Origin of the sequence: Alkalihalobacterium chitinilyticum, assembly GCF_029028005.1 — a bacterium.
Taxonomy (GTDB): Bacteria; Bacillota; Bacilli; order Bacillales; family Bacillaceae_F; genus Alkalihalobacterium; species Alkalihalobacterium chitinilyticum.
In genome coordinates this window covers 1-25,869 of sequence record NZ_JAOTPO010000018.1, presented here as the reverse complement: position 1 = coordinate 25,869, position 25,869 = coordinate 1, and the positions used below count along the sequence as shown (strand labels likewise).

23 protein-coding genes, 1 pseudogene and 2 riboswitches are annotated in these 25,869 nt (G+C 38.3%); of the genes and pseudogenes, 9 read left to right on the top strand and 15 right to left on the bottom strand.

Annotation, left to right across the window (positions count from 1 at the left end; all coding sequences use genetic code 11):
* Nucleotides 1-7: 7 nt before the first annotated feature.
* From N7Z68_RS19785 to N7Z68_RS19770, 4 genes and pseudogenes are all read right to left on the bottom strand, one after another.
* Nucleotides 8-910 (bottom strand): PhzF family phenazine biosynthesis protein, encoded by a 903-nt coding sequence (locus N7Z68_RS19785; protein ID WP_275120199.1) that lies wholly within the window; start codon nucleotides 908-910, stop codon nucleotides 8-10.
* 80 nt (nucleotides 911-990) lie between these two features.
* The gene (locus tag N7Z68_RS19780; RefSeq protein ID WP_275120198.1) at nucleotides 991-1,515 is read right to left on the bottom strand and encodes a type 1 glutamine amidotransferase domain-containing protein; all 525 of its coding nucleotides are present in this window, start codon (nucleotides 1,513-1,515) and stop codon (nucleotides 991-993) included.
* Nucleotides 1,516-1,590: 75 nt separating this feature from the next.
* On the bottom strand, nucleotides 1,591-3,399 hold the full coding sequence (locus N7Z68_RS19775; protein ID WP_275120197.1) for a beta/alpha barrel domain-containing protein: 1,809 nt from the start codon (nucleotides 3,397-3,399) through the stop codon (nucleotides 1,591-1,593).
* 57 nt (nucleotides 3,400-3,456) lie between these two features.
* Nucleotides 3,457-3,555: pseudogene (locus tag N7Z68_RS19770) on the bottom strand (GNAT family N-acetyltransferase); the annotation flags it as partial.
* A gap of 147 nt (nucleotides 3,556-3,702) precedes the next feature.
* Nucleotides 3,703-3,888: riboswitch (cobalamin riboswitch) on the top strand.
* Nucleotides 3,889-4,041: 153 nt separating this feature from the next.
* On the opposite strand from N7Z68_RS19770, the gene N7Z68_RS19765 reads away from it, so the two are divergent.
* Both N7Z68_RS19765 and N7Z68_RS19760 read left to right on the top strand, forming a co-directional pair.
* Nucleotides 4,042-5,322: an acetyl-CoA hydrolase/transferase family protein gene (locus N7Z68_RS19765; RefSeq protein ID WP_275120196.1), complete on the top strand. Its 1,281-nt coding sequence runs from the start codon at nucleotides 4,042-4,044 to the stop codon at nucleotides 5,320-5,322.
* Nucleotides 5,323-5,339: 17 nt separating this feature from the next.
* Entirely contained in the window at nucleotides 5,340-5,531 is a 192-nt protein-coding gene (locus N7Z68_RS19760; protein ID WP_275120195.1) for a hypothetical protein, read from the top strand.
* 111 nt (nucleotides 5,532-5,642) lie between these two features.
* On the opposite strand, the gene N7Z68_RS19755 is transcribed toward N7Z68_RS19760, so the two are convergent.
* Nucleotides 5,643-7,358 carry a DUF6612 family protein gene (locus N7Z68_RS19755; protein ID WP_275120194.1) on the bottom strand — a complete coding sequence of 572 codons (1,716 nt, stop codon included), beginning with the start codon at nucleotides 7,356-7,358 and terminating at the stop codon, nucleotides 5,643-5,645.
* Between the two features lie 173 nt (nucleotides 7,359-7,531).
* Between N7Z68_RS19755 and N7Z68_RS19750 the strand changes: the two genes are divergently transcribed.
* The 5 genes from N7Z68_RS19750 (at nucleotide 7,532) to N7Z68_RS19730 (ending at nucleotide 11,526) form a co-directional block, all read left to right on the top strand.
* Nucleotides 7,532-7,729: a hypothetical protein gene (locus N7Z68_RS19750; protein ID WP_275120193.1), complete on the top strand. Its 198-nt coding sequence runs from the start codon at nucleotides 7,532-7,534 to the stop codon at nucleotides 7,727-7,729.
* A 153-nt stretch (nucleotides 7,730-7,882) separates the two neighbouring features.
* A complete protein-coding gene (locus N7Z68_RS19745; RefSeq protein ID WP_275120192.1) occupies nucleotides 7,883-8,584 on the top strand; it encodes a YwaF family protein in 702 nt (233 codons plus the stop codon).
* A 76-nt stretch (nucleotides 8,585-8,660) separates the two neighbouring features.
* Nucleotides 8,661-8,783: a hypothetical protein gene (locus N7Z68_RS19740; RefSeq protein ID WP_275120191.1), complete on the top strand. Its 123-nt coding sequence runs from the start codon at nucleotides 8,661-8,663 to the stop codon at nucleotides 8,781-8,783.
* 396 nt (nucleotides 8,784-9,179) lie between these two features.
* Complete coding sequence (locus N7Z68_RS19735) at nucleotides 9,180-10,454, top strand: zinc-dependent alcohol dehydrogenase (protein ID WP_275120190.1); 1,275 nt, start codon at nucleotides 9,180-9,182, stop codon at nucleotides 10,452-10,454.
* Nucleotides 10,435-11,526, top strand: a complete 1,092-nt coding sequence (locus N7Z68_RS19730) for a class II aldolase/adducin family protein (protein WP_275120189.1) — start codon at nucleotides 10,435-10,437, stop codon at nucleotides 11,524-11,526. Before N7Z68_RS19735 ends, N7Z68_RS19730 begins: the two co-directional genes overlap by 20 nt.
* A 583-nt stretch (nucleotides 11,527-12,109) precedes the next feature.
* On the opposite strand, the gene N7Z68_RS19725 is transcribed toward N7Z68_RS19730, so the two are convergent.
* From N7Z68_RS19725 to N7Z68_RS19700, 6 genes are all read right to left on the bottom strand, one after another.
* Entirely contained in the window at nucleotides 12,110-12,871 is a 762-nt protein-coding gene (locus tag N7Z68_RS19725; RefSeq protein ID WP_275120188.1) for a hypothetical protein, read from the bottom strand.
* 169 nt (nucleotides 12,872-13,040) lie between these two features.
* Entirely contained in the window at nucleotides 13,041-13,199 is a 159-nt protein-coding gene (locus N7Z68_RS19720; RefSeq protein WP_275120187.1) for a hypothetical protein, read from the bottom strand.
* 277 nt (nucleotides 13,200-13,476) lie between these two features.
* A complete protein-coding gene (locus N7Z68_RS19715) occupies nucleotides 13,477-13,860 on the bottom strand; it encodes a hypothetical protein (RefSeq protein WP_275120186.1) in 384 nt (127 codons plus the stop codon).
* Between the two features lie 44 nt (nucleotides 13,861-13,904).
* A riboswitch (cyclic di-GMP riboswitch) is annotated at nucleotides 13,905-13,995 on the bottom strand.
* Between the two features lie 58 nt (nucleotides 13,996-14,053).
* A complete protein-coding gene (helD, locus tag N7Z68_RS19710) occupies nucleotides 14,054-16,387 on the bottom strand; it encodes an RNA polymerase recycling motor HelD (RefSeq protein ID WP_275120185.1) in 2,334 nt (777 codons plus the stop codon).
* Between the two features lie 157 nt (nucleotides 16,388-16,544).
* The gene (locus N7Z68_RS19705) at nucleotides 16,545-17,513 is read right to left on the bottom strand and encodes a Gfo/Idh/MocA family protein (protein WP_275120260.1); all 969 of its coding nucleotides are present in this window, start codon (nucleotides 17,511-17,513) and stop codon (nucleotides 16,545-16,547) included.
* Between the two features lie 7 nt (nucleotides 17,514-17,520).
* On the bottom strand, nucleotides 17,521-19,722 hold the full coding sequence (locus N7Z68_RS19700) for a DNA topoisomerase III (protein WP_275120184.1): 2,202 nt from the start codon (nucleotides 19,720-19,722) through the stop codon (nucleotides 17,521-17,523).
* 362 nt (nucleotides 19,723-20,084) lie between these two features.
* Between N7Z68_RS19700 and N7Z68_RS19695 the strand changes: the two genes are divergently transcribed.
* Entirely contained in the window at nucleotides 20,085-20,498 is a 414-nt protein-coding gene (locus tag N7Z68_RS19695) for a hypothetical protein (RefSeq protein WP_275120183.1), read from the top strand.
* 202 nt (nucleotides 20,499-20,700) lie between these two features.
* Here the strand turns inward: N7Z68_RS19695 and N7Z68_RS19690 are convergent, their stop codons facing one another.
* Genes N7Z68_RS19690 through N7Z68_RS19675 form a run of 4 tightly spaced genes read right to left on the bottom strand, consistent with a single transcriptional unit; the run spans nucleotide 20,701 to nucleotide 24,518 of the window.
* Nucleotides 20,701-21,669: a sugar phosphate isomerase/epimerase family protein gene (locus N7Z68_RS19690; protein ID WP_275120182.1), complete on the bottom strand. Its 969-nt coding sequence runs from the start codon at nucleotides 21,667-21,669 to the stop codon at nucleotides 20,701-20,703.
* Nucleotides 21,670-21,678: 9 nt separating this feature from the next.
* Complete coding sequence (locus N7Z68_RS19685) at nucleotides 21,679-22,731, bottom strand: Gfo/Idh/MocA family protein (RefSeq protein ID WP_275120181.1); 1,053 nt, start codon at nucleotides 22,729-22,731, stop codon at nucleotides 21,679-21,681.
* A gap of 18 nt (nucleotides 22,732-22,749) precedes the next feature.
* Nucleotides 22,750-23,775 carry a Gfo/Idh/MocA family protein gene (locus tag N7Z68_RS19680; protein ID WP_275120180.1) on the bottom strand — a complete coding sequence of 342 codons (1,026 nt, stop codon included), beginning with the start codon at nucleotides 23,773-23,775 and terminating at the stop codon, nucleotides 22,750-22,752.
* 17 nt (nucleotides 23,776-23,792) lie between these two features.
* On the bottom strand, nucleotides 23,793-24,518 hold the full coding sequence (locus N7Z68_RS19675) for a ThuA domain-containing protein (protein WP_275120179.1): 726 nt from the start codon (nucleotides 24,516-24,518) through the stop codon (nucleotides 23,793-23,795).
* A 122-nt stretch (nucleotides 24,519-24,640) separates the two neighbouring features.
* Between N7Z68_RS19675 and N7Z68_RS19670 the strand changes: the two genes are divergently transcribed.
* Complete coding sequence (locus tag N7Z68_RS19670; protein WP_275120178.1) at nucleotides 24,641-25,414, top strand: AraC family transcriptional regulator; 774 nt, start codon at nucleotides 24,641-24,643, stop codon at nucleotides 25,412-25,414.
* The last annotated feature ends 455 nt before the right edge of the window (nucleotides 25,415-25,869 follow it).

Below are 25,869 nucleotides of genomic sequence, written 5' to 3'. Positions count from 1 at the left end.
AGGGCTCCTATCTCAACCTTAATGTGCCTCTTATGGTACAAACCGCATTTCCGCCTACTTGGATAACCGGTCCAAGTTCATTCGATGTTGTTTTTATATGTAATTGACCTGGACGACCACAAGCATCCCCTTGTCCAATTAAAAAGTCATGGTCAGTATGTTTGTCTAGTATGTTTTCTAACAAAAGGTAACCCGCTAATGCACCGTTTGCCGAACCTGTAACAGGGTCCTCCGTAATTCCAACAGCTGGCGCAAAATCACGGGTATATAACTTCCAGTCTGCTTCCCTACTGTCGAATGTAAAAAGGTGCGTCGTACATATTCCTCTTGTTATATTATGTTCTTTTAAAAGGTCCATGTTAGGCATGGCTTTATCCATAGCCTTTCGTGTTTTTATAGGAACGAGTAAATGCCAATTGCCTGTATACGCGAGTTTGATTGGATAGCTTGGATCGATTTCACTTGCTGACATCCCAATCAACTTGGATATGGTCTCGATGTCCATTTCAATATCTTTGACTTCAGGTGTGGCCTGCGTCATGATGACGGATTGAAGTTCCTCACCTTTTTTAACAAAATCAATCGGGACAACCCCAATATTTGTTTTAAAAAGAATAGAATGAGCACGTTCTAACCAACCATGCTCTGTTGCCATCGTCCAAGCCGTGGCAAGTGTCGCATGTCCACAAAAATCAATCTCTTGCGTTGGCGTAAAAAAGCGCACGCAATAGTCCACTTCTTCATCTTCTGTCGGAAGTAGAAATGCTGTTTCGGATAAATTAAGCTCACGCGCGATTTTCTGCATTTCATCTTCTGTTAATTGAGTTGCATCAGGGACAACACCGGCTGGGTTTCCTCCAAAAGGCTCGTTCGTAAATGCATCGACATGGTAAACTTGAATTTCTTTCATAATCAGCACCTCTTTTTCAAATAAAAAGCAGCTCCAGTAACTCCAACTAGAACTGCATCGTATCTTATGTTAACGTTATATTATTTTTCAGATGTTACTTTAATAAATTCTCGCATGTAATCTGGTAAATCCGGTGGACGGCGGCTTGAAACGAGGTTCCCATCAACTACGACTGGCTCGTTTACCCATGTAGCCCCGGCATTTTCCATATCATCTTTTATTCCAGGTGTACTCGTAACCGTCTTCCCATCTAAAATTTTCGCTGAGATTAATACCCAGCCTGCATGACAAATTTGTCCAATGGGCTTGTTTTGCTCATTTAATATTCGTACCATCTGTAAAACATCTTCATAACGCCTTAATTTATCCGGTGACCAGCCACCCGGTACAAGAATTGCATCATATTTCTCAGCATCTACTTCATCAAAAGCCATATCACTTACGATCGGGACACCATACTTCCCGATGTATTCTTCATTCGCTTTTTCACCGACAATATGTACGGTTGCCCCTTCTTCCCGGCAGCGTAAAACCGGATACCATAACTCTAAATCCTCAAAGTCATCGCTAACGAGTTGAATAATCTTTTTTCCTTCTAGTTTCAAAACATTTCCTCCTTTGACAAGTAGTAGACTGGTTTTATTTTCTATTATTGCGATAGAGATTGCAAATGACACGCTCTAAGAATATTCATTTTTTAAATGGAAAAACGAATACGAAAAAAGCAATCCAATAACATATAATCCAAGTGCAAAATAAGCTGGGACGAGATGAATAAAATCGGTATATCCGATCGCAAAGTGAACCCCAATACCTGCTGCAAAAGCTGGTATGCCACCAATGAAAAGCATCCACCAAACCCACTTGTTTCCTTGTTGAAAACCCCATAACGCAACCATCAGAATTAACAACCCGACACTAAGCAATGCGCCGCCGAATCCTGCTCGGTCATGAGCTATTACAGGAATAAGCCTCTCATTGAACTGGTTCAGCAATTCAGGCGGCATGCAAATGTAAGTTAGATCGGTGGCAACAAATACGTTTGTTATTCCAATATAGGCAATAATGAAACCACCTAGTACAAATGAGAAGCCAAGAATAACCAATGCTAGCTGACCGAACAAACTTTGCTTCCAAATTCTATAATTTGTGCGATTTGTTGATTTTGCTGTACCTTTCATTCCTTTTGTTTTCACAAAACCTGAGATATAGAAGGGCAATAAAACAAGCCAGAACACTAGATGGAGCCAATCAAAATAACCATATCCGATAAAAAGGAAAATACCTAAAAACCCAATGATGGCCGCAGCATCCGTCGCTTGCTTTGCCCATTTCAACCCAAAACGTATACCATACTTTGCTAATCCCATGTAAACGATCCCACCTGAGATCATCGTCCCGGCGAGCGTCATTCGATCGTGTGCCATAAAATAAAGGAGCCGCTCATTAAACACATAGATCGTTTCCCGGTCCATTTGTAAAAAATATTCATCATATGGAAGAATGATTGCCGACATGCTAATAAACAGTGTAATGAGTCCACCTACCATAATCGATAATCCAAATAAAAAATACCACAGCCACCCTTGATGCGATGTTTCAATGTTTCCCATTTCCGAAAGTTGCGCTTCTTTAATGCGTTTCGGCAGACCCGGGCCTGATAAAATATACCCGCCAGAGAGCATGATTAAATCTACATTTTCATGAAGTAAAGTCAAAGCATCCCCAGGCTCACTCACCCCGCCAACGGTAATGATGGTTTTATTAAAATGATGTTTTTTTAGAAACTGTATTGCTTTTAAATGCTCCGTTAAATTAAAACGATCGTCTTTGTTCGGCTGTTCATCTAATACAATCCCGTTGAACTGTTCGTTGATTAAGTGAAACATTTCTTCGTTTAGTTGATCCGATTTCATTGCTAGGTAAACCGGTTTTTTCGTTGTATAAGACGTAATTGGAACACTTGAGTTAAACTCTAGAATAAAGGCATCCGCCTTATCTTCTAACGCATTCATGATCGCAGATTGGTCATCTTCACTGCCAGCTATCCGAATAAAGACAGGTTGTTTTCGCTGCAAGTTTTTTAACTTAAGCAACGTCTTTTCTAGACCAATAGATTCGTAGAGTTGTGGAAATTCGATATAGTTTTCTTTTTCATGAATAATTGGAACTTCACCTTTTGGGTAGGGCTCTTTTGTTACCGGTCCGATTTCTATAAATCCAAATCCTAAATTTTGAAACGCCTTCGTTCCAGATAGTAAAGGGTCCACTTTCCCAGCCAACCCGATCGAGTTATTCAGTAGATTTCCATTCACTTCTTTCATCAGTAGCGGCGAAGACTCTTCTCTCCCGAGGAAATTGATCAAATGATGTCCACCGGGAACTGACGAGATACGGTTCATTCCCCTATGGATAAACTCTCTTGAATGGAAAGAAGACAACCTAGACAATAACGGCTTAAAAAGCACATGGTAAGACCAATCAGGCATAACATTCCCTCCTTTCTTAAAGGTGATCTTTATATAAAGCAGCAAACTCAATCATTTCTATGTAAACGGAAATTCGAAAACGGTATATTGATACTGCAGCTCGAAACCGACACTTTCTGCTACTGCTATTGAAGGTGCATTTATATCCATACAATCCCAATATGGACCTTTACCAAATTATACACGATTTAACTAGTATTCTTATATATTATCTAATACAGGTCTACTGCTTTTTTTTTATACCATCTTAAAAATTACTGATTGTTTTTTCTGAAAACGTAGTGTTATAATGAAACCCAACAACAGAATATTGTGCTTTATGGTACTTGTTGAACAAGTTTAAAAGGGAAGTCGGTGCAAATCCGATGCGGTCCCGCCACTGTAACGATGAGCATGCGTACAAATTAGTCCACTGTCATATTTAGATGGGAAGGATGTAAGCATGTGTTGAATCGAAGCCAGGAGACCTGCCATTAAAGAGCAACACTGTTATTTACCCACGAGGATGGGGAGGTGTTTTGGATGGAAGCTTTAATTGTGATAGCAATGGATTCGACCTAAAACATACACATTCTCATTGACAGATGGGAGTGTGTTTTTTATTTACGTACATAAAAATGACAATTAAGGAGCGTAAATCGAATGTTAATGCTATCAACCTATCAAGAAAAAGTAATGAGTGCAAACAAAGCCGTTCAATTAATTCAACCAGGTGATGAGATCATAGCGCCGATCGCTGTCGGTGAACCGCCAGCTTTAATGAAAGCATTAATGGAATATGAAGGTCTCGAGAACAACACCCTTTATCAAATGCTCTCTCTACGAAAAGTCGTACCTTTGGCAAAAGAGAAACTTAGGATTGTTTCGATGTTTTTAAATTCACATGAACGGGAAGCTTATGCTAAGCAGATGATTGATCTGTTACCTAACCATTTTTCGAACTTGCCCAAGATGTTAAAAACACGAGTCAAAAATCCAATCATCATCGCTCAAGTGTCACCGATTGATAACGAAGGTTATTTTTCCTTAGGTACAAATTGTGATTACACAGCAACTATGGTCAATCATGCGAAAGCGATTATCGTTGAAGTGAATGATCATATGCCGAGAACATATGGTAAAAATCAAATTCACATATCGCAAGTTAAGGCTATTGTAGAACATACTTCACCGTTAACTGAAACTGGGAAACCGATTATTTCTGAAAAAGATAAAGCGATCGGCCGGAATATTGCTAACTTAATTAAAGATGGAGACACAATTCAAATTGGCTTTGGGTCCATACCAAATGCCGTAATGGAGCACTTGAAAGATTTTAGAAACTTGGGTGTTTATACCGAAATGTTCCCTGACAGTTTAGTAGATTTATACGAAAGTGGCGCAATTACAAATCAAAATAAACCTTTTTACAAAGGAATTTCAACTGCAACTTTTGCTTTTGGCAGCAAGAGACTCTACCAGTTCATGAATGAAAACCCAGCCCTTTGTATGATCCCGGTTAACGAGTCGAACAGTATTAAGCAAATTGCTCAATTTGATCAGTTTGTAACGATTAACGGTACTGTTGAAGTCGATTTTTTAGGTCAATGCAATTCAGAAGTGATCAAAGGAAATTATTATTCTTCATCTGGCGGGCAATCTGATTTTGGAAAAGGTGTGACATTATGCAAGGATGGCCGTGGAATTATTTGTTTACATTCAACAACTAAAGACGAAAAGATCTCAAAGATTGTTCCTTATCTCCATGATAAATCTGTCGTGACAACCTCTAAAAACGATGTAGACTTTATCGTGACTGAATATGGTGTGGCCCACTTAAGAAATAAAACCATTTCAGAACGTACAAGGGCATTGATTGACATCTCCCACCCTAAATTTCGTGAGGAACTTACTTTTATGGCTCAGCGTATGGGATATCTTTAAACAAGGAGTGTTATATCGTGGAAAATACAGAATATTATTTAAATCATTTATTAGGCGTTCTCGTAACAAAGCCCAATTTTAATACATTACTAGAATGCTATGAAGGCTTAAAAAGCGAACTTAGAGATAATGAGGTGCTTGATCATCAGATTAACTCACTAGACGCAGCATTTAAACAAGCCGTTGAACATTGGAAGTTCGCTAATTAAGTATACTAATTTTTATAAAGGTGTAAAAAAAGCGACCAAAGGAGCTAGCTCCTTTGGTCGCTTTTTTTGAGTGTTTGTTCATTTATTAAATAAATCGCTACTTTAAAAAAATTAAAACGGGGCACGCTCCATATTCTTTCCATCGAGATCCATTTGGAACCAGCCAAGCTGCAATGCACTTATAGGTTTAGAGTAATAAATACGGTCGTTAATAATATGGATATGTGATCCACGTTCGTCAAGCATTTCAGCTTCTAATGTACTTAAGTCAATTTTATATAAACTATGATCTTCTGTAACATTTGTAAAATATAAGGCATCTCCAACCACATTAAACCCTTGGCTCTCATCTGTTGATAGTTGTTTAGTATTGGTTCCATCCAGTTGAACACGGTATAGTTTGGCACCATTTAATGCGCTCTCAAAATAAATCCAACCGTCATCCACTATGAACGTCCTGACCGGGTACTCAATCACTCTTGGAGGATGTGTTTGACCCAGTTCATTAATCCCAACGACATAAAGAATACCTTTTGGTTCTGTTTGATATATGACTTGATCCTCGTAAATGGTATATCGAAAAAGATCATCGATCAGTTGGATCTTTACACCTTCCTCAGAAACCATAAAGAGAGATTGTTTATTGTTTAATGGATTATTTGCTTTATAAAAGATCCAGCCATCCATTACACGTAAATCTATCGCATAGTCATCTGATACTTTTTCTACTTCTGTTCCGTCTATTTTCATCCGATACACGTTGAAGCGGTCTCTTTCATCTGAATAATACAGCCAATCTCCCATTACATTTAAATCTTTAGCCAAGACATCAGAAATAAGTTCCTTTTCTTCTTGTCCATCTGTCCATTTATAAATTCCGCTTTCTTGCATCCAGTTGGAGTAATAAACTGCTTCCCCATCCGTTGCAAAATACGATCCATTTAAGTGATTTCCGTCGCTATTTCCTTTTTCTCCCGTATAAAATCCAGCTTTCTCTTTTAAAGGATCACGATTACCTATAAGAATATCCCCGTATGTTTTTGCATTTTCAATCACCGTTTGAGGTACCGTTACCTCATTTGTTTCCTTTAATGCATCATAAGAAATATATAATGTTTCTGTCATCTTATTTTCAACTTCATCATTTTCAGCATCCACATCAAGTAAACTCATATTAAAGGTATATTCCAGCATTGCCGACGTCCGATGAAACGTTTCTTTATCGATAATCATTTCATAAGTAAATGAAGCAGGGCCATTTTCTGTTCGAATCGTAGAGATCATCGTATGAAAGAGCGGGTCATCCATCACATAGTAAAACGGAAACAGTCCCTTCCATAAGGTTAACATTTCCTCTTCATTTGTAAAAATGGAAAAACGATAGCCATTATTATCTTCCGTAAAATGGAATAAATCGATATTTTTTAAAATAAGTTCAATTTCTTCTGCTGGCTCAAGCGCATGGATTTTTGGTGATACATTAATCCACAGGTCACTTTCCTCATCCATTAAAAAGTACGTTTCTCCACCTGTGATATAGACTTCTGACTTCATTGTCGTTCCTGAAATTTTCGATGACCGTTCGATATAAGCTTCAAGTGGCTGGACTTTTGCTGTTCCACTCAAGTAAGAGATTAACGTTCCCATATCCGCTTCATTCGTAATGGCATCCATTTCAAAAGAATAGGTTTCAATTTTCTTCATTACTTCAATCGAATGTTGTAAAATTTCTTCTCGTGTTAACTGCTCGCTGTCTTCCTCACAGGCAACGAAGAATGCTAAGACACTCAGTAGCAAAGCAGCCATAAATAATGGTCTAAAACGCATGTATTCCCCTTTCAAAGCACTTGTACTTTTCACTCTTATTTTTATGGTTAATCCTTATCATTCAATTTAGATAAAGCTCTATAAAATTCCTCTTTTAGATTTCAATAATACCACAAAATCCAATGTTTACTACAAATTTTTCACGGGTACAGATGAATAAGGAGGGATAAGTGATGAAAAATAAACAAAAAGAACTAGAACTCCAAAAACGAAACAAAAAATCTCATGCATTTAAGGAAGATTGGGACAAGCAGTTAGAGAGAGACCAAATGATTATGCCAATTGACGAACCACCACTAGAAGACGTAAAACTCGAAGAACAAGAAGAACGCCAAAAGAAGAAAACCAAACAACACTCATCCAGCCAATAACCCCAAACGGTGCCAGGTACCTTCAGTAAGGTACCTGGCACCGTTTATACATTAAATCATTAAATCATTAACTTATTAAAATATTAGCGCATTATTTCATAAAAGGTACGTGGTACCCTCTGATGAATATTCTTTAACTAGGTGGTATGCTTCATGATCGTGGAATTTTTTGATCCTTCAGCCTATATGAAGGGAACCGTATTTTTATCTCCTGCCCACGCAGTCTCATTACTATTATTTGCACTGTCTATCGTTTGGATGTTTGTTCATCGGCAGAAGAGTTACATGTCTCATGTGCGGTGGGGGTTACTCGCTGTTCTTGTCCTTTCCGAACTTAGCATTATTATTTGGAGTATTGCTGTTGGCTTGTGGGATATCCGTTTCAATTTACCGTTGCAACTTTGTACTATTAGCATCTATTTAAGTTCCATCATGCTTATTACATGTTCTTACCGTATTTTTGAAGTTCTTTATTTTTTCGGTATTGGTGGTGCCCTGCAAGCATTAATTACACCCGACTTATTTTATACATTCCCACACTACCGATTTTTACACTTTTTTATAGCTCATATCGCCATTATTCTTGCTATTCTCTATATGATTTGGGTACAGAATTTTACTGTCACATGGAAATCTGCCGTTAAATCTTTCATTTTTCTAAACATCCTTGCCTTTATCGCATTTTGGATAAATTATTGGACAGGTGCTAATTATATGTTCTTAGCAAGAAAACCTGATAACCCTAGCATCCTTGATTGGCTCGGGCCGTACCCTTGGTATATCCTTTCTCTCGAAGTGATCGTCATTCTCATGTTTACTCTTCTTTACTTACCTTTTCTCTTGAAAAGAAAATAACAATAATCATCTCCTCATGTATAAACTTAGATATTTTGCACAAATTAATAAGAATATTTTGGAGGAGGGTTTCAACTTGAATAAGATTATTGATCAAATATCTGCCTTTTTAATCGCACTATTTGAGTTAGAGTACGAACACCTTCTTAATGATGAATGGTGCTACGATGAGCACGGTGACCCAACTGCCAAGTTGTAATACAATTCAATTTTCTTCTTTCCGATTTATCTTTCTTACAGGTGGAGTTCAACAGACAATCCCTTCATTTTTTTGATCCGAACTCCCCTCTCCTATATCAAACCTTGCAATCCTCACTCTACCGTGACCACATATAACAAAATTCGTTTACCACAACACACACTCCACATTATATAAACCTTGTGAAAAGTCATTATCCTCCCTCTTAAAATGAATGCCCACTGACCTTATATACTTTGAATTCCATATATCAATAATTTTTAATGAATCTCACGATATAAAATATGAAAGCTACTATTGGTAAAATTTCTCTCTCCCACTGCATAAAATTGGGAGGAGTGTCAAAAATATTAGATACTACGGAAATTATATCCATGCTTCTCAGGAGGTGGGTTTGTGAAGTCATTACAGTTTGATTATAGTATTCCTCGCTATGTCTTTAGCAAGGTCGTTGGAAGGTGGAGGCCTTCTCTCTATTGGCATCCACGCCTTTCGTGTTTAAGGTTACGTGAAGTTCAAGAACCAAATCTTCCAAATGAAGACTGGGTAAAAGTCGAAGTAACCTATGGCGGCATTTGTGGAAGCGATTTAAATTTAATTTTCCTCAATGACAGTCCAGCTACTTCACCTTTTGCTTCGTTTCCTTTTACGGTCGGACATGAAGTAGTTGGAAAAGTATCAGTGACAGGCCAAAATGTCAAAGGTCTAAAAAAAGGGGATCGCGTCGTAATTGATCCAATTTTATCGTGTATGAGCCGGGGTTTTAAAACACCTTGTACAGCTTGCGAACGTGGAGAATATAGTTTGTGCAGTCATATGACAGAAGGAGATATTTCACCTGGATTACTAATTGGAGCTTGCAAAGATACTGGTGGGAGCTGGGGGCCTGTCCTCGTTGCTCACAATACCCAAGTTTTGCCTTTACCTGACGAAGTCGATGATCTAAATGGAGTCTTGATCGAACCATTCAGCTGTGCACTTCATGCGGTATTAAAAAATAAGCCAAAACCTCAAGATCGTGTACTCGTAATCGGTGCAGGAGTCATTGGCATTTCAGTCATCGCTGCTATACGTGCGCTCGGTATTAGCTGTCATATTACGGCACTTGTTAAGCACCGTTTCCAGGGAGAGCTCGCGACAACATTTGGGGCTGATGAAGTCATCTATCTTTCACGAAATGGAACATACATCGATGAGACCGCCAAAACTTTAGATGCAAAAGTTTTAAAGCCGATTTATGGAGCGCCTGTCATTGAAGGTGGTGCAGACATCGTATATGAATGTGTCGGTAAAAAGCAAAGTATTAATGACGCCCTCCGCTTTGCTCAAAGCGGTGGAAAAGTTGTTCTCCTAGGATTAGCTAGTATTATCGATGGAATCGATTGGACTGCGGTTTGGCTGAACGAGCTTGAAGTGAAAGGAAGTTTTGCCTACAGCACCGGAGAATACGAAGGTAAAACGATGCGAACTCTTGAGATTGCTATTGATTTAATTCGGCAGAAAAAAGTCGACTTATCACCAATGATTTCTCACCGCTTCCCCCTCGAAAATTATAAGGAAGCGATTTATACAGCAACGAATAAAGGTAGTAGTTCAGTGATGAAAGTTATCTTTGAACATGGGAACACAATCAACAGAGGAGGCAATCAGCATGAAAACATTTCTAGTTAACGGAACGACTGAAACTTCATTTATGGCATGGTTAGAAAAAGGGATGAAAGAGGTTTTCAGTCGAAATGGATTTACACTATTAGAAGATGTCGATGAAGACTTGCGACTCGTCCTGAATTTTACCGACCCTGAATCGTGTCGTCCTTTCAGAAGAAAAGCACAAGCCACATTTGTCGTATCGATTTTAGAAAATGAAGGAGTTATGGAAAATGTGTTTAAAGAGGCATATCCTTATTTAATTCGATCTCTTTCCAACCATCTAATGTTTGTAAACCATGATGCAGGAGTGACAACCTTCTACTTTTTAACTCCTGAACAAGGCTGCTATCAAATTGAGTACAAACAAGGCGATGATGAAGCAAGACTCTTCCAGAAAATATATGAACGCTTAGAGCCACTTGCTTCATCACAACTTGTCATCGACAATGACTTTCACTTTGACTTACCAGAACCGTTATGGAATGGAGATGAAGTCAGTGTACAATTAAAAAAATCTGGGAAGAAGCTCGATAAAATGGATCTTCTTCCTGCTCCATTCCCGATTGATGAATATTTAACGCCACGGGATATGCGCCATTTACATAAGCTATATGGAATTGGTGGTTTGAGTTACGGAAACCTAAGTGCTAGACAAGATGAGAACCATTTCTGGATGAGTGCTAGTGGCATTGATAAATCGAACATGACTACAATTGGACAAGATATTTTATTTATAAAAGGATATAACTCAAAAGATAATAAAATTGAAGTAAGTGTGCCACCTGAAGTGACACCAAAACGAGCTTCGGTGGATGCCATTGAACATTGGATGATTTATAAAGAGCACCCTGAAGTTGGAGCGATTGTCCATATCCACGCATGGATGGACGGGATCAAAGCAACGGAGATTAATTACCCATGTGGTACAGTTGAATTAGCCAAAACAGTCGCAGAGCTTGTTCGTGAGTCAGAAAACCCTTCCCAAGCAGTCATCGGACTCAAAAATCATGGTCTTACGATTACTGGGACAAGCTTAGAGGATATATTTGAACGAATAGACGGTAAAATTAATCGCCAAGTCCCAATGAATTAAATGTAATACCCTATTGGTAACATCTCAGCCCCGACAATCCTATTGTTGTCGGGGTTCCACTACGTGATTATATGCAACCAACCACATCTTAACTGTATAGAGGTGTGTTTAGTTTATTGTTTTTGGGAACGGTAATTACAAAAAATTCAATGAATTACACTTTCTGAGCCTCTTCTTCCTGTTACTGGAAATTATAGGCTCATATCTTCGCTTTCTGATCCAATTCTCCCTGTTACTGGAAATACCAGGCTCATATCTTCGCTTTCTGATCCAATTCTCCCTGTTACTGGAAATACCAGGCTCATATCTTCGCTTTCTGACCCAATTCCCCCTGTTACTGGAAATTACAAGGTCATATTTTTGCTTTCTGACCCAATTCCCCCTGTTACTGGGAATTATAGGGTCATATTTTCTTCTTTTCTCGCCCACACACCCAACATCCGTGAGTTTAGGTTTACCTATCGTAATGAGTTAATGGAAACCTCGTTCATCGCTGGCACTTGGCATCTACAATATACATTCTTTCCATAAACAGATAGAGAGGCTACCATAAAAGACGGGTAGCCTCTCTTCTTTCTACGATCTATTTTATTTCCTCAAGCTCTTCTTCATTTTTCCCAACTTCTTTGATTAACGCTTTATAGCCATTTCTCGTTAATTTAAACTCATTATCAACGTATCCTGACTTTTCTAAAGCTTGAATGATGTCGTCTGATAATGAGGAGCGAATTTCATCTAGCGCCCAATTCAAGTCATAAATCGATCCATTAAGCACAGATTCCTTATCCAGTGAAGCGGCGATTTCTTTGATCGGATCGACCTTTATGAAATACTTCTTTGTTTCAAGTACAGCTTGGTGGATTTTATTTTTCGCATTATTAATTTCCTGCATAATCGTTGATATTTCGTTATCTTTTTGTTTGATTTGTTGACGATACGTTTGCTTTTCTAAATCGCTTAATTCAGCTTTTGTAAAAAGCTCTTCAAGTAACATCGTTCGATCTAAATCTACTTTTTCTAAATCACTTTGTTTCTTTGCAACTTCTGACTTCGTTAACTCCACATCTTCAGGTTTTTCGTCTTCAACCTGCTTAGATTTTACTGTGTTCATTTCTTCATTTTGGTTAACAACTAGAGGGGTTCTTTTTCGATTAATAGAAACCGCAACAGTCATTAACAACACCATCACAAATAATCGAAAAATAATATCATTAAACAAAGCTCCTATGAAAAGTGCAGTTCCAATACACCCAATAACAATGATAAAAGCCCAATCTTTTGAAGAGTTTGGTTTTTTTAATGATTGAAGTAACGACGAAGATTGCTGTTTTGATCTATATTCCATCTTCTTTCTCCTTTATTTACTTTATAATTGCAGCATCCATTAAAAGATTACCTATTTTGAGTATATCAATAAAATTTAAGTATGCCAGACTTCAAATGTGTCAACTTATTATAGAGTAAAGAAATTTTACTGTAATGAGCAGTCTTTACTATTCTCTTCTACAAATATCCTATATTAAAAAAGATAGAGCAATAACAAAAATGGATAAATGGTATAAAAGATCTAATATATTTGTTCTCCTATAGGATTTTAGCATATTCAGAGCAACATAACCTGAACGAATGACGATAATAACGAGAGCAATCGTAATTAAAATGGACGGAATCATCTCGTAACACCTCCAAGTTGTTAAGTCATTCATGTATATGTTAAAAAATTTCGTCATACGACTCTTTTTTTATTAATAATTTCTACAAACAATTTCGATATTATAGGAACTTAACTTCAAGAACAGATGAATAAAAACAACTCCAGTCTATAAAGAAAAAGCCGTAACATGTAAACAGCCTTCACATGTTACGACCTTCAAGATTAAATATGCCATATACTTCAAACATCTCTCTAAACCTACCTATTATATAGACAGGACCTTCATGTCTGCACAACTATAAAAAATCAAGAACGTACGTACCGTCGCGACCATTAAGATAAGGATTAATATGACCGCCAAATTTGTACTTGTATCCACGGTATTGCAGAAGCGACGGGGAGATTTCATTCGATCTTTCCGTAAACTCGATTCCTTGAAACCCCTTTTTATTGGCGACCTCTTCTAGAATAACTACTAATCTGTCTAATTGATATTTAGAAAGAGATTTTTTACATTCCAATAAAACGACCAAACGTTTACTACGTCCTGGTCCAGGTCTAATCGTCAACTTACATTCGACATAATTTAAATACAGACAAACAGAATCCTCGGTATACCCAGCATAATTTAAAATCTTGCTCAATTCACTGAAATCTTCCAATTTAATTCGAACAAACAAAATATTACTTCCTCCTTATTTACTAAACCGCACGGAGGTCCATATTCGGCAACTGGCTAGCATAGTTAATTAACATTAACTGAAGCCCCTATAGTTTTGCGTCATCACTTTTCAATGATTTTGCCCTTTCGTACGATTGTTTTATATCATTACTATCTTAACAGCATTTACAGAATACTGAAACCAAAAAGGTCTAATTTTCATTTCTATATGTTTCTTTTGGAACATATTCGAGAAATCGACTCAGCTCCCCTTTATAAAAAAGGTCTAGTGAATGCATCGCTCTTGTACACGCTGTGTAAAACAAATTACGTTCACTTTCCTCGTGATATTTACGATTTGATGCATCATAAATAATGACAGCATCAAACTCGACTCCTTTTGATAAGTAAGAAGGGATGACAAGCACTCCAGATTCATAACCTGTCGATTGTTTAGTTATCATTCGAAGAGGCAGTGACTCTTCAAGATGTTCGTATACATTCTCTGTTTCCTCAGCCGTTTTACAAATAATTGCAATTGTTTCATGTCCATTGGCTTGAAGTGTTTTAATTCTCTTGCCTATTTTTGAATGAAGGTCATTTTCATCTTCTGCTGATTGAATCGTCGGTTTTTCACCTTGTCGATTAAAAGGATCAATATTTGCACCGATAATATCTTTCGTAAACTCGACGATTTGGTAAGTCGAACGGTAACTACGTGTTAGCTGATATTGCTCCATTTCGTCTTCTTGAAATAAATAACGTAACGCTTCAAAACTGTTGACGGAAGAATGGGCATATATGGACTGATTTAAGTCGCCAAGCACCGTCATCTTTGCCCGTGGAAATAAGCTTTTTATGAAAGCAAATTGAAACGGTGAATAATCTTGTGCTTCGTCAATAAACACGTGACGAATCGACGTATTCACCTGAAGACCTTCGAGCCGACCTTTTAAATAAAGAAGAGGTGTCGCATCCTCATAGCGAAGATGGTTTTGTTCAATATTTTCAGCTGTTGAAAGACAAATATCAACCCACTCATTCGGTAGATGATCTGAATACCGTTTAACATACTCAGCTTTTCTAAACAATTGGATATACGTTGCTTTTACATCAACAAACTGTAGATTTTCAATATACCTTCTAATCTTCTTCAAGCGCTTTTTTACGATGATCGCTGCAAGTATTTGTTGTTCTCGGTCAAAATCATAAAATTCATCGTTGTTTTGATTGTTTTTTTGGAGCTTATGGTAGGCTTTTAAATAGGCCTCCTTATCTAACAGCTCCATTTCACGTTCAACCCACTCTTCTTTTCGTTGCTGAAGCTCAAACGTTCGTAACCCCTTTAATAACCAATCTGAAGTCAAGCTCATTCGATTAGGTATCGGTAAATTCTGATCTAGAGAGTAAAAATACTCTTTGATCCTTGCGCTTGAAAATAAGACTTGCCCTTTAAATTTCAGACCTCTAAAAATGATCCCGTCTTGTTTTAGAAGACTTAAATACTCATCAATCACCTGCATAAATAATAGCGATGATTTCAATTGGATGCCTGCGATACCGACCTTGTAAGATTTATCTTTTGATTTCGTCAACACAAATTCCATTTGAGAAAATGGATCTTCTATTGTAAACGCATCTCCTAAGCGATGTTCTAGGTATTCTTGAAATGTCGTCTGTTGCATATTTTCTTCACCTAGCTCTGGCAAAACACTAGAAACGTAACTATTAAACATTGAGTTTGGTGAAAATAAGACGATATTTTCTGCTAATAATGTATCGCGGTATCGATACAACAAATACGCCACTCGTTGCAGCGCTGCTGAAGTTTTTCCACTTCCAGCCACTCCTTGCACGATTAACAGTTTTCCTTTTTCATTTCGAATAATTTGGTTCTGTTCTTTTTGGATCGTTGCAACGATGTTTTTCATTTGAGAATCAGCTTGAGCCCCGAGAACCGTTTGAAGCATTTCATCTCCAATCGTAATTCCTGTATTAAACATATGTAAAAGCTCACCGTTACGGATAATATATTGCTTTTTTCCCTTCATCGTACCATCAATCAAACCAGAAGGTGTCTCATACTGGGCAGCTCCTGGACCGTAGTCATAATATAAGCTTGAGATCGGCGCACGCCAGTCGTACACATAAAAGTCCACGCCATTCTTATCGACGAATGAAGATGTGCCAATATACACCCGTTCAGTCTCTTCTTCGCCGTTTTCAAGAAAATCCACTCTACCGAAGTACGGTGATTTCTCTAATTTATGTAAGTTACGTAACTCGTTCATCGAATGGCGATGCCGTCGCTCTCTTTCTGATAATAGCTCAGCTTGTTGTTTAATGCTTGCAAACGTTTCAGCTGCTTCTTCTGCATTATCAAAATTTACGGTCACATCGTCCCAAAACTTCTTTCTGATGTCCACAACGTCTACTTTTACATCACCTAGTTGATCCTTTAATTCGTGCATTCGTTCATTCATTTTATGGATAACGAGCTCAACTCGTTCTTGCTCTGCTTTCCAATCCTTGTTTTGTTCAGTCATTACTTCACTCCTAGCAGGTCACATCCTCTAATCTTTCCTTGAATAACCTTATTCTTATTTTAGACAAAGAAGGACGTTCCCTTACATTTGGATACGTCCTTTCGTGATGTTTATAATTAAATGTATGAGTAAAGGCTTTAATTTATCTATCCCACGCTCATTTTTCTGCCGTTTTATTTGAAGTCAACAAAGACTCTAGTACCTCTTGTACGAGTAGACCTTCTTTGAAATCAATTAAAAATGCTTCTTCACCTTCTGCCGCTTTTACAAATTCATCAATTAAATCCACAGGAGATGGTGTCAAATCACTTGGTTCAACGATTGTTAATTCTTCTCCACGCTGCGCTTGCTTTACTATTCTCCAGTCTTCTAACGCAATCGTTTGATTCGTACCATGGATTGTGAAAGCAATCTTCTCTTTTTCAGCTTGTCCAACAAGACCATCCACTAACACTTGTAACCCATTTTCCAACGTTAGTCTCGCTATTAAGCCAATTTCACTTTTCTCCTGATCTTCTGGAAATTCAATTTGTGCGTCGACCTTAGTTACTTTGCCAAACATGTGAACGATCATTTGTAAGTAGTGTGGCAAAATTTCACGGATAAATCCCCCTTGTTCTCGAGTGCCGATCCAAGGAGTTTGTTGCCATACACGAGGCCAAACGTCAAAATGCAGTTTTAATGAAATTCGTCTTACGTCTCCTAACTCCTCTTTTTCTACCCGTTCTTTTATCGTAGTAAACGGTGCATTATAAGGAAGTGGAAAATGGATCGCATGGACAACGTTTGCTTGCTCCGCCTTAGCTAACATCTCTTCTGCTTCTTGTAGTGAGTTAGCTAACGGTTTTTCACAAAGAACATGTTTGCCATTTGCGATCGCAGCCAGTACAACCGCATGATGATAAGCTGGCGGAACAGCGACATAGACAATATCAATGGACTCACGCTGAACCAATTCCTCAAAGTCAGTCAGAGCCGTTACTCCTCCGCACGCATCTGCCGTTTCGGCAGCTAGTGTTTTATTGACATCACAAACCGCATCTATTTCTGTATGAGGATTGGCCCTAAACTCTTTAATTAATCGTTGTCCAACCACTCCCAAACCAATAATTCCGACTTTTTTCATCTTCAAGTCATTCACCCTCTCCCGAATATACGAATTTCAGTTTACCATCAACGAACGATAATTTAGCGTCAAATGTATTATCACCTTTTTTAAATCCTTTAATAAGGTTCGTTTCTTCTCCTTTAAGCAACTTCTTGATATTTGGTTGTGATACCGTTTTTCCTAACAGTTTTTTTGAAATCGTAAAATCACATTTCGTCGCCGTGTAATTTGAACAACCATAAAATGTTCCTTTATCGACAACATCGCCGTTACATTTTTTACAAGGCCCCATTTTTGTCCCTGTTGAACTTGATCCTCTTGCTTTTGTTCCCCCTGTTTTCTTCCCTTTTCTCCGTTTTTTAAACTCTTCTAGATTGTACGAAGAAAAGTTCCAGGACTCACTTTGCTTCATCGCATCTTCGATTAATTTGAGAGAAAGCTTTTTTACTTGATTCATAAAATCGCTCGGTGAGGAAGCCCCTTCTCCAATCTCGTGAAGACGTTGTTCCCACTTTGCAGTCATTTCTGGTGAAGATAACAGGCTGTCACCTATGGAATCTATTAATAATATGCCTTTATTCGTAGCACTTACTTGATTTCGTTTCACTTCAATATATTTGCGATCTTTTAAACCTTTGATAATGCCGGCACGTGTTGCTTCTGTCCCAAGACCTTCCGTTTGTTTTAAGACTTTCACTAAGTCACTGTCTTCTAAGTGTTTACCTGCAGTCTTCATTAACGTAATCAGTTGGCCTTCTGTATACCTTTTAGGTGGTTCAGTTTTCCCTTCTCGAACTTCAACCTTTTTGACTGTTCCTGTTTCTTTTTCTTGCACAAGTGGCAAGTCTTGTTCATCCTCGTCACGTTTTTGTTTTTTCTTCTCACTGTATATTACTTTTCTCCAACCCGCTTGAACTTCTTGTTTTCCTTTTGAAATAAATGTCGCTCGCTCATCGATTACGGTATGTATCGTCGTGTAATCAAAAATCGCCTGTTCATAATGAGCTGCTATCAGTCGTTTTGCAATGAGCAAATAGATTTGTTGTTCATCAGGGCTTAGCTTCGCAAGTTTCGGAACTTGTTCGGTTGGTATTATCGCATAGTGGTCGGTTACTTTCTTTTCATCCACGTATCGTTTATTATGGAGGATGGAAGGCTTTGGTACAGGAAAGAACGAACCGAGCTCGTCAAACTGCTTCAGCTTTTGCAGTATATCAGGAAACATTTGTGCTTCTTCTTTTGTAACATGACTTGAGTCAGAACGTGGATAGGAAATCATTCCCTTTACATATAGCTTTTGGGCAAGCTCAAGCGTTTTTTGCGGTGAAAATTTATATAAACTATTTGCCGTTGCTTGTAAGGATGATAAATTAAAAAGGTAGGGTGGCTGAAATTCTTTCCGTTCTTTTTCAACCGATTGAATAGATGCTTGTTTTCCTTCACAAAACTGACGGATCTTATTTGCCACAGCTTCGTCTTCTAAACGTGTTTCCCCGTCTTTATGCCACTTCCCCTTATAAACTCTTCCTTGAAAATCAAAAGTAGCATTAACTTCCCAAAATGGTTTCGATTGAAAGTTAGCAATCTCTTTTTCACGTTTCACAATGAGTGCAAGTGTCGGGGTTTGAACTCGTCCAAGTGAAAACACATCCGAGATTCCTTTTTGTTGCAATAATAAGGTGTACGCACGGGAAGCATTCATTCCAACAAGCCAATCGGCACAAGCTCTCGAATAGGCTTCATAGTAAGTCGCTCTCGTATCCGTCTCATCTAGTAACTTAGTAAACCCGTCGATAATCGCCTTATTGGTGAGCGATGAGATCCAAAGCCGCTTCATCGGTTTTCTCACGCCGCTTAACTGAATGATGTTACGGACAATCAATTCCCCTTCTCTCCCTGCATCTCCTGCGTGAATAACTCGAGTCACTTCTTGTTTATTTAAAAGTTGTTTGACGATAGAAAACTGTTTATATTTTGATCTCGTCACTTTATATTGAAATTTTTCAGGAATGATCGGTAACGTTTGCAGCTTCCACGTCTTCCATTCTTGCTTGTAATGTTCTGGTGGACATAGCTCGGTTAAATGACCAACCGCCCACGTACAATAAGCACCGTTTTTAAACACTTCATTCGGCAGGATTTCGATAAAACCATCCCTTCGCTTAAATGGAAAGGGCGATGCTAGCTTTAACCCTTGGTCCGGCTTTTCCGCAATAATAATTTCCATCGATTTAACCTCACACTAATCGCTGTTTTATTTTAATAGATAAGGCTTGGTACGCGCTAAGATTTCACACGATACGATCCAAAACTACCTTAGCCTTGTTTTATGAATTTACCTTTTCCATCATTAAGTATATATGAAAGAAGTCATTACAGCACGCGGAAAGTTCCTTTGCGAAAAATAACGATCTATGTCTCATTCTACAATAAAGGTGACGGTCAATTAGTAAAGATTTTCAGGAGAACTGACTATAACTTTCAGGTCATTCCCTGATCTTTTTTATTCCCTCTTTTGCTAAGATGAAGATAGGATTGTTCAGAATTCATAATTCATTAAAACAAAGCTTAATAAAGGATGATAATAGAATGAAGATAGTAAAAATAACAGCACTGCTGCAACTTTTTATTGGGGTAGGAGCTATACCTGCAGGAATTGGATTCATAGTAGACCCAAGCGGTAAAAACTTATGGATGACAACTAATTTATTAATAAACTCACCTTTTGAAACGTTCTTAGTTCCAGGAATAGTACTGTTTTCTGTAATTGGTGTAGGAAGTATCACCGGAGCGTTCCTATCGATCAAACAATCGAAGAACTTTCACCTTTTTACTATCGGGTTAGGTTGTGCATTGATTATATGGATCGTATTACAGGTTTATTGGATTGGCTTTGTGAGTTGGTTACAGCCTTTATACTTAGGGCTCGGACTAGTCGAAGCCTTGTTAGGGCTGGCTCTTTGGAGGAAGAAACAAGAGATCATAACAGATGCAAAAATGTAATGATGTGAAATCTCGTTCATTAGTTGGCGTTGTGCACAGTTTCTTAAAGTCGTCGATATACCTTAATTTTATAATTAAAGTTAAGCCGATATATACAAGGTTCACAAAAAACAGAATTACACAACAATAAAATCAAAATGAAAAAAACCACAGGAGCCTATTATACTAGTCCCATGGTTTTTTCGTCGTTTCATCTAATTGCTTACACCCACCACATATCTGAAGGCTTTTCTTCAATAATGATCGAGTTTAAGTTTTTCACTGCTCTAGCAAAACCTTCTTCAATCGACATGATTGGATCTTCATGTTCAATGCTGACAACGTAATCATAGCCGTAAACTCGCAATGCACTAATCATATCTGACCATTCTTGGATGCTATGACCGCAGCCGACCGAACGGAACGTCCATGCTCTCGTTTGAACTTCACCATAAGGTTGCATGTCTGTTAATCCGTACATATTGACATTATCTTGGTCAACGTATGTATCTTTCGCGTGAAAATGATGAATGGCATTGGCCTTCCCTAAAATTTTTATCGCTGCCACTGGATCAATTCCTTGCCACCATAAGTGACTTGGGTCTAAGTTAGCCCCAATCGCATCGCATGTTTCCTCTCGTAATTTAAGAAGTGTATACGGAGTGTGAACTAAAAAGCCACCATGGAGCTCTAAGCCAATTTTGACATTATGATCTTTAGCGAATTGACCCATCTTTTTCCAGTATGGAATTAACTTTTCTTCCCATTGCCACTTCAATACATCCCCGTATTCATTGGGCCATGGTGTAACAGGCCAATTCGGGTATTTTGCTTCTTCATGATCACCTGCTGTTCCCGAGAAGCAATTGACTACAGGAACTCCCATTAAGCTCGCTAGTTTAATCGTTTTTTCTAAAACGGTATCCGATTCTTCAGCAAATGCTTTGTCAGGCGAAATCGGATTGCCGTGACAACTGAAAGCACTAATTTCTAAGCCTCTAGATGCTACTTTCTCTTTATATGCATTACGCTTTTCTTCACTTTCTAGAAGCGCATCAAGATCGCAATGGGCATTTCCAGGATAGCCACCCGTTCCAATCTCAACGGCTTTTACACCAGCATCTCTAACGTAATCTAACATTTCGTCAAGGTTTTTCTGTGAAAATAATACGGTAAATACACCTAATTTCATACTATGCCCTCACTTTCCACTAACTTCAAACTTTATACTTTGACCCGTCTCACTGCTTTTATAAATTCCATCGATAATCCTTGAAACTTCAAGAGCTTCTTCAGGTTTAACGATCAATTCATCCCGTCCTAAGCAAGCATCGATAAAGTTTTGTGCTTGAGGCAGACCTGGATTATCTTCTCCACCAATGTATGTTGCTTGACTGTTGAAAAGCATCCCATGCTTGGCTTGATTGAGTTCAAACGGAAATAAATCTATCCCACCCGTTTCACCAGAAATACTTAGTCGTTCCACATCTTCTTTAATGTTAGCTGACCATGACGTTTCAAATAACATCGTTGCCCCGTTGTCAAACCGAACAAACGCAGTTACATGATCATCGACATCAAAGGTTTCATGATTAAAAGAACCCCATTCATTGACTTGGTTAGGCATTTTACTTAGTTTGTTATATGTTTTCCCGACGACTTCAACAGGTTTTGGACTGCCCAGAAGCCATAAAGATAAATCTAAAAAGTGACAACCGTAGTCAATTAAACTACCGCCACCTTGCAGTTCTTTATTAGTAAAAACACCCCAGCCAGGTACTTTTCGTCTTCTAAGTGCTTGCACACGTGCGACAATCGGTGTGCCGATTTCATTTTCAAAAATGACGTTTTTTGCAGCCTGAGAGTCTTTCATAAAACGGTAATGGTAGGCAATTGAAAGTACTTTACCTGACATGTCCCTCGCCTCAATCATCGCTTTACATTCGTCTGTATTCATCGCCATCGGCTTTTCACATAATACATGAACTCCCGCACTTAGAGCAGCGATCGTAATCTCCGCATGAAATTTATTCGGTGTACAAATCGTTACCGCATCAACGTCATGAAAAAGATCGCGATAATTCGTATATATCTTTTCGATATTAAACTTTTCAGCAGCTGCTTTAGCTGTCGTTTCGTTCACATCACAGACAGCAACGACCGTTACATCGTTGGCTAATTTTAGGAAGGCTGGGATATGACGATCTTGCGCAATCCCGCCTGCCCCGATAATACCCATACGTAATTTGCCCATGCTAGACTCACCTTTCACTTACATGCTCATAATTCGTTTGGTTTCATTTGACTCAAGAGCGGAAAGAACAACTTGTAATGATTTTAAGCCCTCTTCACCAGTAACAAGTGGTTCTTGATCTTCAATAATTGCTGTAATAAATTGGTCGATCACTTGAGTATTCGTTTGACCACCTGACTCATTCGTTTGAATGCCGCCCAGCTCGTATTTAACAACTTCACCATTTTTATATTGAACAACAAGAGAATGAACAGGGTCATCTTCAAGACGAAGGATTGCATTCTCACCGTAAATAATCGTTGAGTTATCTTCCTTGGATACGTACGACCAGCTCGCAGCAAGGGTGCCGATAATACCGCTTTCTGTTTTTAATACACATACCGCTGTATCGTCTACGTCTGTATTCTGTTTTGCACTTGTTTCTACGAATGCCCCAACTTCAACAAACTCTTCTCCAAGAATATAACGCAATAAATCTGTTTTATGAACACCTAGATCACCCATTGCCCCGATGAAGGCTTGTTCTTTTTTAAAGAACCAACTGTCTGTCCCATCAGCACTCCAGCCTTCTGGACCACCGTGACCAAATGCAGTACGGAAGCTATAAATTTTTCCTGCCTCACCATTTTCAATTAACTGCCTTGCTTTTTGATGCGACGGTACAAAGCGTTGGTTATGAGCAATCATCAGCTTTTTGTTGCTTTGCTTGGCAGCTTCAATCATCGCAAGTGCATCTTCACGTGAAGTCGCCATCGGCTTTTCACAAAGAACATGTTTTCCTGCTTGCAGTGCCGCAATCGATACAGGCGCATGTAAATAGTTTGGCGTACAAACGCTAACTGCATCAACATCTGCATTTTGTAATAATTCTTCATAATTTGTATAAGCTTTAGCTTCATATTTTTCAGCGAATTCTTGCGCACGATCTTCCACAATGTCACAAACTGCTGTAATTTCAGTATGCTCATTATTTGCATATTCAGGCATATGGCGATGTTTTGCAATACTGCCACAACCGATAATTCCTACTCTAATTTTGCTCATCAATGACACTCCTCAACTTAGTTTTTAGCTTTAATTTCTTCTAATGGCTTCGCGTTCCCGTATACCGGTCTATTGCGTTTCGTAGGCGCTGTCCACTTCACTGCATTTTTAATTACTCTTTGAATTTCCTTGTTGTAATACGTAGGGTATGTTTCATGACCCGGACGGAAGTAAAAAATCTTTCCGTTTCCACGTTGGTATGTACATCCACTCCTAAATACTTCTCCACCTTCAAACCAACTCATAAAGATTAATTGGTCAGGTGCTGGAATATCAAAATGCTCCCCATACATTTCCTCTTTTTCGAGTTCAATGTATTCACCGATTCCTTCAACAATCGGATGGCTCGGATCGATGACCCATAGTCTTTCTTTTTCGTCAGCTTCACGCCATTTTAAATCACATGTTGTGCCCATTAATGTTTTAAAGATTTTTGAAAAATGACCGGAATGAAGGACAATTAATCCCATCCCATCAAGGACTCGTGTTTTTACTTTTTCAACAATCTCATCAGCGACTTCATCATGGGCAAGATGTCCCCACCATACAAGTACATCTGTTGTATTTAAAACATCATCTGATAATCCGTGTTCTGGAGAATCTAACGTAGCTGTTTTCACAACGATGTCTTCTTCTCCTAAAAAGTTGGCAATGGCTCCGTGAATTCCTTCTGGGTAAATGTCTCTAACTACTGGATTTTTTTGTTCGTGCCGGTTTTCATTCCATACGGTTACATTAATCATTAAATCTCGCTCCTTTTACATTTCTTATTTGACTCCATCATATTTGATATAGCGATAACTATAAATAGATTATATAATTGAAACATGTACTATTTTGCTATTTGTTCAGAAAGGAATTCGTTATGAAATTACATATTGGCTTTTGTGGTTATTCACACCATACAAAAGGTTATTATTCCAACGATAATTCAAAATTAACCGGATATCTTTTACGTCTCCAAACGGAAGGATATTGTGAAGCGTATATTAACCAACGAAAATTTGAGATAAAAAAAGGAGACCTTCTCCTTGTAAAACCTGGGGAGTATTACGATCTGTACATCGAAGGAAATCAAATGAGCGGGGATTATCATTTATTTTGTGAAGGAGAATGGGTGGATGAATGGTGGCAACGCTCATTCAAAGATACAGTTTCTCGAATTGACCTCGACGAAAAAATTCTTTCACTTTGGCGCAATCTAATCATTGAACTACGACGGCCAGCCTCAGTGGAAGACAATGAACTTTCCCAATACTTGTTAAAAGCCTTATTAGTAACATTAGAGCGAGCCGTTAAAGATATCTCGCCTGCTGTTAGAAGGCCTTTTGCTGTAACTAGGATGCTGCGATACATCGAAGAACATGCAACGAGCGGGTTAAAAGTTGAAGACGTTGCACAGTTTGCTGGACTAAGCGTGTCACGTGCTGTTCATCTTTTTAAAAGCAGTGTTGGAAAAACAATGATTGAATACGTACAAGAAATTCGTTTATCTACGGCCATAAATCAAATGAAATATACGACAATGACACTCGAGCACATAGCACATAACAGCGGTTTCGGGACGTATCCATATTTTCATAGAGTGTTTAAAAAGAAATACGGAATGTCACCAGGGGAGTACCGCAAAAAGGAATAGAGGAAGTAAAAATGGTAAATATAAAAGGACGCAATACACCCAGACTTTGATCGGGGCGTTTACGTCCTTTTAAATACTTGTTTCATAGAAAATTTTAAGTTGCTTATTTATTTTGTGGACTTCACAGGCCCTTATTTCCTCAAAATAGACTACATTTGGACTGTTATGGAACTGAGAGACCCTTATTTGCAAGAGTTCCAGTGAAATCATCCACTTTTTCATAAAATAAGAGCTTCTGAGTGCCCTAACGGTTCAACCCCCTAAGTTTGGACACATACTCACGATCCCTTCGTTTTATTTAGTTTTTCATTTTCTTCTAGCGCGCTTTCGCTTACTGGCCTATTGATCGAGACGAACAGAAATCTGTCCATCTCGATCAATAGGAATTATTCCTACATGGCTTGTTCTACTTGTTTTGTTTCTCCAGCTTGCCATTTCAAATAATATTCCAACGG

Coding starts and splice junctions, on each gene's coding strand:
- N7Z68_RS19785 (WP_275120199.1), bottom strand. CDS start 910: ATGAAAGAAATTCAAGTTTACCATGTCGATGCATTTACGAACGAGCCT.
- N7Z68_RS19775 (WP_275120197.1), bottom strand. CDS start 3,399: ATGCCTGATTGGTCTTACCATGTGCTTTTTAAGCCGTTATTGTCTAGG.
- N7Z68_RS19765 (WP_275120196.1), top strand. CDS start 4,042: ATGTTAATGCTATCAACCTATCAAGAAAAAGTAATGAGTGCAAACAAA.
- N7Z68_RS19755 (WP_275120194.1), bottom strand. CDS start 7,358: ATGCGTTTTAGACCATTATTTATGGCTGCTTTGCTACTGAGTGTCTTA.
- N7Z68_RS19750 (WP_275120193.1), top strand. CDS start 7,532: ATGAAAAATAAACAAAAAGAACTAGAACTCCAAAAACGAAACAAAAAA.
- N7Z68_RS19745 (WP_275120192.1), top strand. CDS start 7,883: ATGATCGTGGAATTTTTTGATCCTTCAGCCTATATGAAGGGAACCGTA.
- N7Z68_RS19730 (WP_275120189.1), top strand. CDS start 10,435: ATGAAAACATTTCTAGTTAACGGAACGACTGAAACTTCATTTATGGCA.
- N7Z68_RS19725 (WP_275120188.1), bottom strand. CDS start 12,871: ATGGAATATAGATCAAAACAGCAATCTTCGTCGTTACTTCAATCATTA.
- N7Z68_RS19720 (WP_275120187.1), bottom strand. CDS start 13,199: ATGATTCCGTCCATTTTAATTACGATTGCTCTCGTTATTATCGTCATT.
- helD (WP_275120185.1), bottom strand. CDS start 16,387: ATGACTGAACAAAACAAGGATTGGAAAGCAGAGCAAGAACGAGTTGAG.
- N7Z68_RS19705 (WP_275120260.1), bottom strand. CDS start 17,513: ATGAAAAAAGTCGGAATTATTGGTTTGGGAGTGGTTGGACAACGATTA.
- N7Z68_RS19700 (WP_275120184.1), bottom strand. CDS start 19,722: ATGGAAATTATTATTGCGGAAAAGCCGGACCAAGGGTTAAAGCTAGCA.
- N7Z68_RS19695 (WP_275120183.1), top strand. CDS start 20,085: ATGAAGATAGTAAAAATAACAGCACTGCTGCAACTTTTTATTGGGGTA.
- N7Z68_RS19690 (WP_275120182.1), bottom strand. CDS start 21,669: ATGAAATTAGGTGTATTTACCGTATTATTTTCACAGAAAAACCTTGAC.
- N7Z68_RS19685 (WP_275120181.1), bottom strand. CDS start 22,731: ATGGGCAAATTACGTATGGGTATTATCGGGGCAGGCGGGATTGCGCAA.
- N7Z68_RS19680 (WP_275120180.1), bottom strand. CDS start 23,775: ATGAGCAAAATTAGAGTAGGAATTATCGGTTGTGGCAGTATTGCAAAA.
- N7Z68_RS19675 (WP_275120179.1), bottom strand. CDS start 24,518: ATGATTAATGTAACCGTATGGAATGAAAACCGGCACGAACAAAAAAAT.
- N7Z68_RS19670 (WP_275120178.1), top strand. CDS start 24,641: ATGAAATTACATATTGGCTTTTGTGGTTATTCACACCATACAAAAGGT.